The organism is Citrobacter europaeus, from assembly GCA_020099315.1.
Taxonomy (GTDB): Bacteria; Pseudomonadota; Gammaproteobacteria; order Enterobacterales; family Enterobacteriaceae; genus Citrobacter; species Citrobacter europaeus.
This window is the reverse complement of sequence record CP083650.1, coordinates 3,187,025-3,200,226: the sequence shown is the minus strand read 5'-3', so window position 1 is coordinate 3,200,226 and position 13,202 is coordinate 3,187,025. Positions and strand designations below refer to the sequence as shown.

The window sequence follows — 13,202 nt, the reverse complement described above, 5'->3', positions numbered from 1 at the left end:
TTCTTATCAGCGTTACAGCGTTAACGCATGTTCTTTCTGTCCGGTTTTAAATTTCACCTCGCCCAGATCAATACAGGCAACCGGGCAAACGTGACCGCACAACAAGCATCCCACACATTTTTCCGTGTCGCAGTGCGGCGTGCGGGTTTCCTCATTCCATTCCATCGCCTGATGCCCACCGTCATAGCAGGAGATGTAGCAGCGCCCACAGCCAACGCATTTATCAAGATGGATGTTCGGATAGACGATGTAGCTACGATCAAGTTCCTCTGCGGGGATGATATTGGCATTGGCCAGACCCACCATCTCCTCCAGTGACTCAAACCCTTGATCGGCGAGGTAATGTGACAATCCGCTGCTCATATCCTCCACAATCCGATATCCATATTGCATGATCGCGGTGGTCACCTGCAGCGTGGCTGCGCCTAACAGTAAAAACTCAGCGGCATCCTCCCAGGTTTCAATTCCCCCGATGCCGCTAATTGGGAAATCGCGCAGTTCAGGGTGCATGCGCAGTTGTTGGATAAAACGCAGGGCGATAGGTTTAACGGCCTTGCCGGAGTAGCCGGAAATACTGGATTTACCATTGACGACCGGCATCCCGATCTTCCGCTTCAGGTCGATATTGGTGATGGATTTAACCGTATTGATGGTCGCGATACCGTCGGCACCTCCGCGTTTTGCCGCCAGCGCCACCTCGCACATATCACCAATATTTGGCGTCATTTTAGCCAGCATTGGCAGGGTAGAGCCGCGTTTAACCGCCCGACAGTATTTTTCAACCAGCTCAGGGCTTTGCCCCACATCGCTGCCCATGGCATGTGAGGTCATTTGCGGGCACGAGAAGTTACACTCGATCATATCTGCACCCGCTTCTTCAACCAGACGGGCCAGTTCCTGCCATTGCTGCTCATTTTCTCCCATGATCGACGCAATCAGGACCTTGTCAGGGTAGTCCTGTTTCAGTCGGCGGATCGCGGCCAGATTCTCTTCCAGCGGATGCTCGGCAATTTGCTCCATGTTTTTGAAGCCAATGAAGCCAGTATCTTCTTTGGTGAGATGATCAAAACGTGGGGAGACTTCATTCGCAATAAAGAAACCGATCGTTTTAAAAACAATACCGCCCCAGCCGCTATCATAGGCTTTGGCGCACATTTCATAACAGTTGCCTACCGGCGAGGAAGAGAGGCAGAATGGGTTGGGGAATTTGACGCCGCAAAAAGTAATAGAAAGATCTTTCGTTAACATGAGCAAGCTCCCTCTAAATAGTGATGAATGGCCTGAGCGGCTTCCTTACCGGTTTTCACGGCGTAAACCACCGTTTTATCGCCTTCAACAATATCGCCCGCAGCAAACAGGACCGGATCGGCGGTTTGGTAGTTTTGCGTATCAATAAGATTACGCTGTGGCTTTAACGCGGCGAAATTAGCAAGCTGAGCATGTTGGCCGACGGCGAGAATAATGTGTTCGGCTTCAAGCGTGAGTTCGCCCGGCAGGCGTACGTGCTTAAAGGTGACGCGATTTCCGCTAACCGCTACCGGCGTGAAACCGTCAATAATCGATACCCCTAATGCCTGAGTGCTGCTGAATTCTTTGTCGCTGGCCGGGAAGTCGGCCTGTTCTTCACGCGCGACGCAGGTGACTGATGGGCAGCCCAGCAGCTTCAATGTACTGGCGACATCCATCGCCACGTCGCCGCCACCGATGATTAATGCACTTTGCGCGACGGTAATATCGCCGCTGGCTTGCCGGGCCCGTTGCAGAAAATCGACGGCAATTTCGACGTTTTCCGCATGGTCAAACATGGGTAATGTGGAACCGTAAGACATGCCTACGGTAACCAGTACGGCGCGATATTCTGCTTTGAGTTGCTCAACGGAAAGGGCATTGCCGACTTCACAATTGCACTTGATAGTCACGCCCATTTCAACGATACGGGCAATTTCATGATCCAAAACCGAGTGCGGCAGACGAAACTCTGGAATGCCATGGCGCAACCAGCCGCCTGGCTGGGCCTGTTTTTCGAAGATGGTGACGTCATAACCCAGATTGCTCAGCGTTACGCTGGCCTGTAACCCTGCCGGCCCCGCACCGATGACGGCGACCTTACCCAACGTTTTTGTTGCGGGCTGATAGATTTTCATTGCAGTCTGCTGTTCAAAATCGGTAATAAAACGCTGCAGACGAGCAATATCAATAGGCTTATCAATTCCTGAGCGCGTGCATCCGCGCTGGCATAATTTTTCTGTCGGGCAAACCCGGGCGCACACCGCACCGAGCGCATTATTTTCGCGGATAGTTTCGGCGGCGCCTTTAAAATTACGAAAATAAATGGAGCGAATAAATTTCCCCGGGTCGGTTTGCGCCGGGCAATCCTGACTACAGGGAGCATCGTGACATAATAAACAGCGGGAAGCCTCTTTTATTGCTAATAATGGAGTAAAACCAGGCGTGAGCTCATCCAGATAATTTTGTAGTGGCATATTTTCTTCCTTAATGCTTGAGTAAATTAAGGCAAACCGTTAATAACAAAATATAAAAAGTGAAAGGCTATTCTTAAGGCTAAGCACTGCAGGAAGAGTATTCTGTGAAAGAATTCACAAATAGAAGATAGTTTGAGGGAAATGCTGGGGGACAGCATTAATCCCTTATATTGAAATGGTAACTATTATCAAAATATTAGCTATTCTCAAATGCTAATATAAAGGCAATATCCTTAACGATAAAAAACTAAGTAAATAACCATACCGAAGGATAAACATCCGCATCCGGCATAAACCAGTACATAAGACCAAAATTGCAGGGGCTCTTCATGGCGATAAGCGTAGACCGGTTCGCGCGCATTCTTCTTAATTTTATCTACGGCCCCGGAGCGCCAGCCTTTCCAGGCTTCGCGAAAACAAAATACGGGAATGAGCAGAAAGGCCAACACGACGAAAAGGGTTTGTACATCCATGCTTATTTTCCTTGTTTCTTTTGTAATTCGAGCAGTTGTTCAGGCGTAACCGCCGGATATCCCTGTGCGTCGTCCGGTACCTGATGCATGGTAGGGATAGGCACCAATGGGCCTAAAAAGCGGGGTTCACGTTTAAAAATGTAGAGATCGGCAAGTGCGCCAAAACGGGCGCCAAATTCACGTACCCGCACGGTGAGCATATCCTTTGGCGAAGGTACGGCGTAGCACTGAGCCTGGATACCCATATGCAGCGCAATAAACAAGGCACGCTCGCAGTGGAAGCGCTGGGTAATAATGATGAAATCGTTGGTATCGAACACTTTGCGGGTACGCACGATGGAGTCAAGCGTCCGGAACCCGGCGTAATCAAGCACGATGTCTGCTGGATCGACGCCTGCGGCAATAAGATCCTTACGCATCGTCATGGGTTCGTTATAGTTTTGCTGCGCGTTGTCGCCGCTTAACAGCAGATAGTTTACCTTCCCGCTGTTATATGCGTTCAATGCGCCCTGAATGCGGTAGCGATAATACTGATTGATGACGCCGGTACGGTAATACTTCGCCGTGCCCAGAACCACACCAACCTGGCGGTAGGGTAAATCCTGCAGTTCGTCGTAGATGTAGGGGGCTGTCTTCCAGCTCATCCAGCGGTCGAGTCCAAGCACAGTCAAAAGCAGCAAGCCTACCAGGACTAACAGGCTGTAAAACACGCGCTTTAACATGCAGAAAACTCGTTATTTGGATGGAATTTCAATCAGGCTACTGTACCGGAAGACGTAGCGCAAGAAACAGCAATCTGATTGAGGGGATTTTCAGCAAAACGGTCATATTGAATGGTCGTCTTGCAGGCCGGACGGCGGTATTGGCCGATCCGCCCTGCAGTACGAATTTTTACGCTAACAAAACGCGCTCAATATTATCGCAGCCTAACGCTTTCAGGGTGGCGGAGGTCGCATCCCACTGAATCAACGGCGCATCGGCTTTTTCAGCCAGCACGGCGCGTTGGATGTCCGGGTAGTCATAACCGTTCAAATTCAACAGGTTTAACGCGCCCTGCAGCGGCGGCAGGGTCGGATTGAAGGCGGCGTTCTCAGCATAGCTGCCGCTAAAAATTCGACCATCTTTGCATTCCAGCGCAACGCCGCTTGGGGATTTGCTGTACGGCATATGGCATCTGTTGGCGGCGGTAATTGCCGCCTGGGTCAACGCATCGCCCTGCAGCGCGAAGCCGTGATCCTGATCGTCCATCAGCAGCGTTTTGATCTCCAGATCTTTCGGTCCGAAGGCATCTGGCAGGTAATCGCGCAGCACGTGCGGCGCACGCCCCGGCAGATGAATGCGTAAGTCCAGTCCGCTGTTCAGTTCGTTCATAAACTGGCGACAGTGTCCGCACGGCGTGTAGTTGACGGTGATGGCGGCGAGCCCTTTTTCACCGCGCAACCAGGCGTGGCTGATGGCGCTTTGCTCGGCATGAACGGTTTGCTGCATGGTCGCGCCCAGGAACTCCATGTTCCCACCGAAGTACCAGTTACCGCTGATGCCGCGAGAAATTGCCCCAACGTTGAAATTGGACAGCGGGGTACGCGCGCAGGCCGCAGCCAGCGGCAGCAGAGCGAATGCCAGCGCGTCTTCGTCCAGTCCCGATTCGCGTTTCAGCAAAGAGACCTGCTCAGCAGTCAGCATGGCGGGGAAATGCACATCCGCCAGAACAGGCGCCAGGGCTGATTGCAAGTTATCCGCGAGTTGGGCAAAAGCAGTTTGAAAACGTGGATGCATGGCGATGCCTCATAACAATGTAATGGAATCGTAGTTTACGGGCCTGTTACGGCTTTATATGTGATCCAAATCTCATTGTGTGTGCAACTTATGAAACTTAAATGAAAAATGTGCAACGCATCGCAAATAAATTACCAAAAAATGAAGGTTAACCGACCACCGCCAGAATAATCGGGAACAGGAATGGGGCGACCAACGAGGTGATAATCCCGCAAATAACCAGCGCCAGAGAGCCAAACGCGCCTTCCTGGTAGTCCAGCTCCGCACAGCGAGCGGTGCCGAGGGCATGCGAAGCAGTGCCCATTGCCAGCCCACGTGCGGCTTTGGTGCGAATACGCATCGCATTAAGCAACGTATGTCCAAACACAGCTCCGAGGATACCGACAAAAATGACGCAAACGGCGCTGATAGCCGGAATACCGCCAATACTGCCTCCCACCGCCATAGCGATAGGCGTAGTGACCGATTTCGGCATGATAGACGCGGCAATTTGCGGCGATGCGCCCATTAACAGGGCGACTGTTGTACCCGTAACCATCGCCACGATGCTTCCCACAAAACAGATAGCGATGATTGATTTCCAGCGGGCGCGGATCTGGTGCAACTGTTCATATAACGGATAGGCCAGCGCGACCACGGCAGGTTGCAACAAATCGTTCAGCACCTCACTGCCTTTGAAATAGTGATCGTAGGGAATACCGGTCAGCAGCAGAATGGGAATAATCACCACCATGGCGACCAGCAGCGGGTTCAATAGCGGCATTTTAAATCGTGCAGCCAGCTTACGTGCGCCGAAAAATACCGCCAGCGTCAGAGGTAACGACCACCATATATACGACATCATTCTTTAGACCCTTTTTGCCCAACGATTTTGCGCTCACCGTGCACAATGTGCGAACTCCAGCTCACCACCAGGAAAACGACCAGCGTACTGATGGTGCAGGACACCACCACCGGACCAAATTGTGCGCGGAGCAGATCAAAGTACTGCATGATCCCAACGCCAATTGGGACAAACAGCAGGGCCATATAACGAATCAGCACGTAGCAGCCAGGGTTAACCCATTTTGCTGGTAACACCTGCAAAGCCAGTAAAACAAACAGAATCAGCATGCCGATAATGCTGCCCGGAATGGTGATAGGAAGTAGTGACGCAAGAAAAATACCTGCATAGAGGCAGGCATAAATCAGGACGAATGCGCGCAAATATTGCCAGATAGTGTTCAGTGCTTTGCTCATAGTTGAAACCCTTGACGAGACTGATTCATCATACAATTAAACTTCAAAACGTGCTACCGATCACATCATGAATTCTAAGCATAGAGGAAATAGATATCTGGAACATCGGGCGATGGCCCTAACTATCTACGCTAAACCTGTGCCAGGTAATACAGAAAACGATTCAAAGCGGTAGTGGGCGTTTCATTGTTGCGCCAGAATACGCCTACGCTGCCTTTTTGTTCAATTTTCGGCAGATTCAGAATAGCCAACTGTCCCTGGGCGGCATAACGCTGCGCCAGGCGTAGAGAAAGAATAGAGATCATGTCGCTACTTTGCAGCAGGTTGGTGCTGACGTTGATCGACGCCGATTCAATGATGTTTTCCGGCAGCATGACGCCGTTATCTACTAGCGCGTTATCAATGCTTATCCGGATGGGCGTTCCCGTCGGCCAGACAATCCAGCGCCAGTTAGCCAGATCGTGCCAGGTGAGTAGGGGATATTTTGCCAGCGGATGGTCGGGACGTGCGACGAAGCAGACCGGCTCGGTATACAGCACCTGATAATTGAGCGGCAACTGAAGCGCCCGGCCGCCGACGCGACCGACGACGACATCCACCGAACCCGCAAGCAGATCGTGCAGCAGCGGGGTCATCACCTTTTCTTCAATATTAAGATGCAGGGTGGGCAGTTCTGTGAGTAAACCCAGTATCGCCTGTGAAACGCAGTCGGTCGCCACCGGCGAGCAACCAATCTTCAGGCTCCCTACCAGGCCGCCTTGCTTAAAACGGGCGATTTCATACTGCGAACGTTCCATATCATTGATCAGGCGTTGGGCATGCTGAAGTAGCAGTTTACCGCCTTCGGAAGGACGCAAGCCTTTGCTGTGACGTTCAAAGAGCGTGATGCCAATCTCATCTTCGAGCTGTGATAACCATTTTGACAACGCTGGCTGGGTGATATTCATCATCCGGGCAACGTGAGTCAAATTCCCCTGTTCGCCCAGCGCGATAAGCGTTTGCAGGTGGTGCAACTTCAGTTTCTGCGCCCAGTTAGCCATTTGCTATAACCTCCAGGTTATGCCTCTGCATGAAAAGCCATTGTACATTTCATCTCCAAACATACAAAGTCGCAACATACCTAAAACAAAACAGACATCTACTCTACCTGCACTGAGGCATTCACTATGACTCACCAACGTGATCTACAAGCACTGATCGATTCCGCCCCCGTCGGCAAGACCCAGTGGCGCGTTATCATCTGTTGTTTTCTGGTCGTCATGCTCGATGGTTTTGATACCGCGGCGATTGGTTTTATCGCACCCGACATTCGCACTCATTGGCAACTGACTGCCGGCGATTTGGCGCCGCTGTTTGGCGCGGGCCTGCTGGGTCTGACCGCTGGCGCACTGCTCTGCGGTCCGCTGTCCGATCGTTTTGGTCGCAAACGCGTGATAGAACTCTGCGTGGCGCTGTTCGGCGCATTGAGCCTTTTATCGGCTTTTTCTCCCGACCTACAAACGCTGGTCATTTTGCGCTTCCTTACCGGATTAGGTCTGGGCGGCGCGATGCCAAATACCATCACCATGACGTCAGAATACCTGCCAGCGCGTCGGCGCGGCGCGCTGGTTACCATGATGTTCTGTGGATTTACCCTGGGGTCGGCGATGGGCGGGATTGTCAGCGCGCAGCTGGTGCCGGTCATTGGCTGGCACGGCATCCTGGTGCTGGGAGGCGTTCTACCGCTGATGCTGTTTGTGGCCCTGTTGTTTGCCTTACCGGAATCCCCACGCTGGCAGGTTCGTCGTCAGTTGCCGCAAAACGTGATTGCCAGAACCGTTAGCGCCATCACCCGGGAACGTTATGACAATACCCAATTTTATCTCAACGAGGGCACCGCGATTGCTAAAGGCAGCATTCGCCAGCTGTTCGTCGGGCGACAGCTACCCATTACCCTGATGTTATGGGTGGTGTTCTTTATGAGCTTGCTGATTATTTATCTGCTCTCCAGTTGGATGCCGACGCTGTTAAACCATCGCGGAATAGACCTGCAGCATGCCTCATGGGTGACCGCCGCCTTCCAGATTGGCGGTACGCTCGGCGCGCTGGCGCTGGGAGTGCTGATGGATAAATACAACCCTTTCCGCGTGCTGGCTGTGAGCTATGCGCTGGGTGCGGTGTGTATTGTCATGATTGGCCTGAGCGAAAACGGCTTGTGGCTGATGGCGCTGGCCATTTTTGGCACCGGCATTGGTATCAGTGGTTCTCAGGTGGGCCTCAATGCGTTAACCGCCACGCTTTATCCGACGCAGAGTCGGGCGACGGGCGTCAGCTGGTCTAATGCGATTGGCCGCTGCGGCGCGATTGTCGGCTCGCTATCCGGCGGCGTGATGATGGCGATGAATTTCTCATTCGATAACCTGTTTTTCATTATCGCCGTTCCGGCGGCCATCAGCGCGATGATGCTAGCCCTGCTGACGGTTGTTATCCGCCAGTCGGCCTCTGCCTCAAATACTCTGCCACGTGCAAGTGTTGTGAATGAATAAGGAGAATCCCTATGTCTGAACTGAATCAGGATGTTAAGAACAGCCGTCAGCAGTTTTACCAGCATATTTCCGGGCAGAATCTGACCCCGTTGTGGGAGTCGCTGCATCGTCTGGTGCCGTCAACGCCGAACGCGAATTGCGCGCCTGCGTACTGGAACTATCAGGAGATCCGTCCGCTACTGCTGGAAAGCGGCGATCTGATTGGCGCGAAAGAGGCGATTCGCCGCGTGCTGGTGCTGGAAAACCCAATGCTGCGCGGACAGTCTTCAATCACCCCGACGCTGTACGCGGGATTGCAGTTAATCATGCCGGGCGAGGTTGCGCCGAGTCACCGCCATAATCAGTCTGCGCTGCGCTTTATTGTCGAAGGGAAAGGGGCATTTACCGCCGTGGATGGTGAGCGTACCCAGATGCATGAAGGCGATTTTATTCTGACGCCGCAGTGGCGCTGGCACGATCACGGCAACCCAGGCAGCGAACCGGTGGTGTGGCTGGACGGTCTGGATCTGCCGCTGGTGAATCTGCTGGGCTGCGGTTTTGCAGAAGACTACCCGGAAGATCAACAGCCGGTCACGCGCAAGGAAGGGGATTATTTACCGCGCTATGCGGCCAATATGCTGCCGCTGCGTCATCAGAAGGGTAACTCATCGCCCATTTTTAACTATCGCTACGATCGCAGCCGTGAAGCGCTACATGACCTGTCCCGCATGGGCGACGCCGATGAGTGGGACGGTTACAAGATGCGTTACGTGAACCCGGTAACCGGTGGTTATCCCATGCCTTCAATGGGGACCTTCCTGCAACTGTTGCCGAAGGGCTTTGCTTCGCGGATGGCGCGTACCACCGACAGCACTATCTACCACGTGGTGGAAGGAAGCGGGCAGGTCACCATCGGCAACGAAACCTTCAATTTTTCACCAAAAGATATCTTCGTGGTGCCAACCTGGCACGGCGTGTCGTTCAGGACCCACGAAGATACCGTTTTATTTAGTTTTTCGGACAGACCGGTTCAGGAAGCGCTGGGGTTGTTCCGTGAAGCACGTTATTAATTTGGGAGAGAGAAAATGACGCAATACGTATTCGAACCACAAGCGCCTGTTACCGTTCCGGTGGTTGGCAGTGATGAACAATTTCCCGTACGCCGCGTGTACTGCGTGGGCCGCAACTATGCCGCTCATGCGCGTGAAATGGGCTTTGATCCGGATCGCGAACCGCCGTTCTTCTTCTGTAAACCTGCCGATGCGGTGGTTCCGGTGGCGGCCGGTCAAACCCTCGAACTGCCATACCCTTCGCAGACCGATAACTATCACTATGAGATAGAGCTGGTGGTGGCGATTGGTAAAAAGGGCAGCGATATACTACTGGAAAAAGCGCACGAATATATCTGGGGCTATGCCACCGGTCTGGATATGACCCGCCGCGACAGGCAGATGGAGATGCGCCAGATGGGGCGTCCGTGGGAAATCGGCAAAGCGTTCGATCTCTCTGCCCCCATCGCGCCGCTGCATAAAGCCTGCGAAAGCGCGGATGTTAACCATGCGCCTATCTGGCTGCAGGTCAACGGCGTCGATCATCAGCGGAGCGATATTCGCCACCTCATCTGGTCCGTTAATGAAACCATTAGCTATCTGTCCGGCTTTTTCGAACTGCAGCCGGGCGATTTGATCTACACCGGTACTCCAGAAGGCGTAGGGGCGGTGGTGAAAGGGGATGTGATCACCGGAAACGTAGACGGTTTAACCCCCATCGCCGTGAAGATTGTCTGAGGTGGATGATGAAGCTGTACAGTTTCTTTAATAGCTCCGCGTCATATCGTGTACGCATTGCGCTGGCGCTGAAGGGGCTCGATTACCAGACGGTGGGCGTCAACATTCGCATCGGTCAGCAGAACGAGTTGGCCTACCGGCGGATGAATCCTGTGGGGCTGGTGCCTACGCTGGTTACCGACGACGGAGAATCACTCGGGCAGTCGCTGGCGATAACCGACTGGCTGGACGGCCACTTTCCGCAGTCGCCGCTGCTGCCTGCCGATTTCCCGGCGCGTAGTAAGGTGCTGGAAATCGTCTATGCCATCGCCTGTGATATCCATCCCGTGAATAACATGCGGGTATTGCGCTACCTGAGCGAAGAATTAAAGGTCAGTGAAGAAGATAAAAAACGCTGGTATGCGCACTGGATCCAGCAAGGGTTAAGCGCGGTGGAACAGATGCTGCGCCAGAGTCATTCGGGGACGTTCTGCGTGGGTGATGCGCCGACGCTGGCGGATTGCTGTCTGATCCCACAGTGGGCGAACGCGTTACGTATGGGCTGCGATCTGAGCGGATATCCGCGTTGTAAGGCGGTATATGATGCCTGTATCCAGCTTCCGGCGTTTATCGCCGCCGCGCCCGAGAATCAACAAGACAAAATTCCAGCCTGATAAGGAGAACGACAATGGCTAAAGTGACACGCGCAATTATCGTGGGTGGTGGGATTGGCGGCGCGGCGACTGCGCTATCGCTGGCCCGTCAGGGCATTAAAGTGATGTTGCTGGAGAAAGCGCACGAGATTGGTGAAATTGGCGCAGGTATTCAGCTTGGACCGAACGCGTTCTCTGCTCTGGACAGTCTTGGCGTGGGTGACGTCGCCCGTCAGCGCGCCGTTTTTACCGATCACATCACCATGATGGATGCGGTAAACGCGAAAGAGGTGGTACATATTGAAACCGGGCAGGCGTTTCGCGATCACTTCGGCGGCCCTTATGCGGTTATCCATCGGGTTGATATTCATGCTTCTGTCTGGGAAGCGGCGCTGGTTCACCCCAACGTTGAGTATCGCACTTCAACGAACGTGGTTGATATTCGCCAGACCGAGAATGACGTGACGGTATTTGATGAGCACGGCAACAGCTGGACGGCGGATATTTTGGTGGGCTGTGACGGTGTGAAATCGGTCGTTCGCCAGTCTCTGATTGGCGATGCGCCACGCGTGACCGGGCATGTGGTCTACCGGGCGGTGATTGATTGCGATGATATGCCGGAAGATTTGCGCATTAACGCGCCAGTGTTGTGGGCCGGACCGCACTGCCACCTGGTTCACTATCCGCTGCGCGGCGGCAAACAGTACAATCTGGTGGTGACCTTCCACAGTCGTCAGCAGGAAGAGTGGGGAGTGAAGGATGGCAGTAAAGAGGAGGTTCTCTCCTATTTCGCCGGAATTCACGCGCGACCGCGCCAGATGCTGGATAAACCCACGTCCTGGCGGCGTTGGTCCACTGCCGACCGCGAACCGGTAGAAAAATGGGGCACCGATCGTATTACGCTGGTGGGTGATGCCGCACATCCGGTGGCGCAATATATGGCGCAGGGAGCCTGTATGGCGCTGGAAGATGCCGTCAAGCTTGGTAGGGCGTTACAGCAGTGTGACGGCGATGCGGCTGATGCCTTTGCCCTGTATGAGTCGGTGCGTATTCCGCGTACTGCCAGGATTGTCTGGTCGACGCGCGAAATGGGCCGTGTTTATCACGCTGCGGGAGTCGAACGTCAGGTGCGTAATCTGCTGTGGAAAGGGAAATCACAGGCTGAATTTTATCGTGGTATGGAATGGCTGTATGGCTGGAAAGAAGATAACTGCCTGTTGCCGCGCTGAGCCTCTTTAATCTCCCTAACGGAGGCGCTACCATAGCGCCTCTTTTTTTGCGGGTGACGATATGCGTGTTTTACTGGCGCCGATGGAAGGCGTGCTCGACTCACTGGTGCGCGAGCTGCTGACAGAAGTGAATGATTACGACCTGTGCATCACCGAGTTTGTGCGCGTGGTGGATCAGCTCTTGCCGGCAAAAGTATTTCATCGGCTCTGCCCGGAACTGCATAACGACAGTCGGACGCCATCCGGCACGCGGGTGCGCATACAGCTACTGGGGCAGTATCCGCAGTGGCTGGCGGAGAACGCCGCGCGCGCGGTTGAACTGGGATCGTACGGCGTCGATCTGAACTGCGGCTGTCCGTCGAAGCTGGTCAACGGCAGCGGCGGCGGTGCTACGTTATTGAAAGATCCTGAGCTTATCTACCGGGGCGCAAAAGCCATGCGCGAAGCGGTTCCGGCTCATCTCCCGGTGACGGTGAAAGTGCGTCTGGGCTGGGATAACAGCGACCGGCAGTTTGAAATTGCCGATGCCGTCCAGCAGGCTGGCGCCAGCGAACTGGCCGTGCATGGCCGAACCAAGGAGCAGGGCTATAAGGCCGAACATATCAACTGGCAGGCGATCGGTGAGATCCGCCAGCGGCTTTCCATTCCGGTTATCGCGAATGGCGAAATCTGGGACTGGCAAAGCGCCCAGGATTGCATGGCCATCAGCGGATGCGATGCGGTGATGATTGGACGTGGCGCATTAAATATTCCGAACCTGAGTCGCGTGGTGAAGTACAACGAGCCGCGTATGCCGTGGCCTGATGTGGTGAGGTTGTTGCAAAAATATACCCGTCTTGAAAAGCAGGGGGACACCGGGCTGTACCACGTGGCGCGGATTAAACAATGGCTGGGGTATTTGCGAAAAGAATATTCAGAGGCAACTGCACTGTTTCAGGAGATTCGTGCGTTAAACAATTCGCCGGATATCGCTCGGGCGATTCAGGCCATCGAGATTACCGCCTGACGTCAGTTCCGGTAGGCCGGATAAGGCGTTTACGCCGCCATCCGGCATCAGAGAGAATAATCGCCTGACATTT

General features: G+C 53.7%; 14 protein-coding genes. 6 read left to right on the top strand and 8 right to left on the bottom strand.

Going from position 1 to position 13,202, the window contains the following annotated elements:
* Positions 1-12: 12 nt before the first annotated feature.
* From preA to LA337_15170, 8 genes are all read right to left on the bottom strand, one after another.
* Positions 13-1,248: an NAD-dependent dihydropyrimidine dehydrogenase subunit PreA gene (gene preA / locus LA337_15205; GenBank protein UBI14529.1), complete on the bottom strand. Its 1,236-nt coding sequence runs from the start codon at positions 1,246-1,248 to the stop codon at positions 13-15.
* A complete protein-coding gene (locus LA337_15200; GenBank protein UBI14528.1) occupies positions 1,242-2,483 on the bottom strand; it encodes an NAD(P)-dependent oxidoreductase in 1,242 nt (413 codons plus the stop codon). Before LA337_15200 ends, preA begins: the two co-directional genes overlap by 7 nt.
* A gap of 233 nt (positions 2,484-2,716) precedes the next feature.
* Positions 2,717-2,956 carry a DUF2542 family protein gene (locus tag LA337_15195; GenBank protein ID UBI14527.1) on the bottom strand — a complete coding sequence of 80 codons (240 nt, stop codon included), beginning with the start codon at positions 2,954-2,956 and terminating at the stop codon, positions 2,717-2,719.
* Positions 2,957-2,958: 2 nt separating this feature from the next.
* Positions 2,959-3,678 (bottom strand): outer membrane permeability protein SanA, encoded by a 720-nt coding sequence (sanA, locus tag LA337_15190; protein ID UBI14526.1) that lies wholly within the window; start codon positions 3,676-3,678, stop codon positions 2,959-2,961.
* A 169-nt stretch (positions 3,679-3,847) separates the two neighbouring features.
* Positions 3,848-4,732, bottom strand: coding sequence for a cytidine deaminase (gene cdd / locus LA337_15185; protein ID UBI14525.1), 885 nt, complete (start codon positions 4,730-4,732; stop codon positions 3,848-3,850).
* Between the two features lie 148 nt (positions 4,733-4,880).
* Positions 4,881-5,576, bottom strand: coding sequence for a CidB/LrgB family autolysis modulator (locus LA337_15180; protein UBI14524.1), 696 nt, complete (start codon positions 5,574-5,576; stop codon positions 4,881-4,883).
* Positions 5,573-5,971, bottom strand: coding sequence for a CidA/LrgA family protein (locus LA337_15175; protein ID UBI14523.1), 399 nt, complete (start codon positions 5,969-5,971; stop codon positions 5,573-5,575). The genes LA337_15180 and LA337_15175 overlap by 4 nt, the downstream gene beginning before the upstream one ends.
* A 131-nt stretch (positions 5,972-6,102) precedes the next feature.
* Positions 6,103-7,011 (bottom strand): LysR family transcriptional regulator, encoded by a 909-nt coding sequence (locus LA337_15170; GenBank protein UBI14522.1) that lies wholly within the window; start codon positions 7,009-7,011, stop codon positions 6,103-6,105.
* A gap of 126 nt (positions 7,012-7,137) precedes the next feature.
* On the opposite strand from LA337_15170, the gene LA337_15165 reads away from it, so the two are divergent.
* From LA337_15165 to dusC, 6 genes are all read left to right on the top strand, one after another.
* Positions 7,138-8,496, top strand: a complete 1,359-nt coding sequence (locus LA337_15165; protein ID UBI14521.1) for an aromatic acid/H+ symport family MFS transporter — start codon at positions 7,138-7,140, stop codon at positions 8,494-8,496.
* Positions 8,497-8,507: 11 nt separating this feature from the next.
* Positions 8,508-9,545 (top strand): gentisate 1,2-dioxygenase, encoded by a 1,038-nt coding sequence (gene gtdA, locus LA337_15160; GenBank protein UBI14520.1) that lies wholly within the window; start codon positions 8,508-8,510, stop codon positions 9,543-9,545.
* Positions 9,546-9,560: 15 nt separating this feature from the next.
* The gene (locus tag LA337_15155) at positions 9,561-10,262 is read left to right on the top strand and encodes a fumarylacetoacetate hydrolase family protein (protein UBI14519.1); all 702 of its coding nucleotides are present in this window, start codon (positions 9,561-9,563) and stop codon (positions 10,260-10,262) included.
* Positions 10,263-10,270: 8 nt separating this feature from the next.
* Complete coding sequence (gene maiA, locus LA337_15150) at positions 10,271-10,915, top strand: maleylacetoacetate isomerase (protein UBI18483.1); 645 nt, start codon at positions 10,271-10,273, stop codon at positions 10,913-10,915.
* 14 nt (positions 10,916-10,929) lie between these two features.
* A complete protein-coding gene (locus tag LA337_15145) occupies positions 10,930-12,123 on the top strand; it encodes a 3-hydroxybenzoate 6-monooxygenase (protein UBI14518.1) in 1,194 nt (397 codons plus the stop codon).
* Between the two features lie 61 nt (positions 12,124-12,184).
* Positions 12,185-13,129: a tRNA dihydrouridine(16) synthase DusC gene (gene dusC, locus LA337_15140; protein ID UBI14517.1), complete on the top strand. Its 945-nt coding sequence runs from the start codon at positions 12,185-12,187 to the stop codon at positions 13,127-13,129.
* The last annotated feature ends 73 nt before the right edge of the window (positions 13,130-13,202 follow it).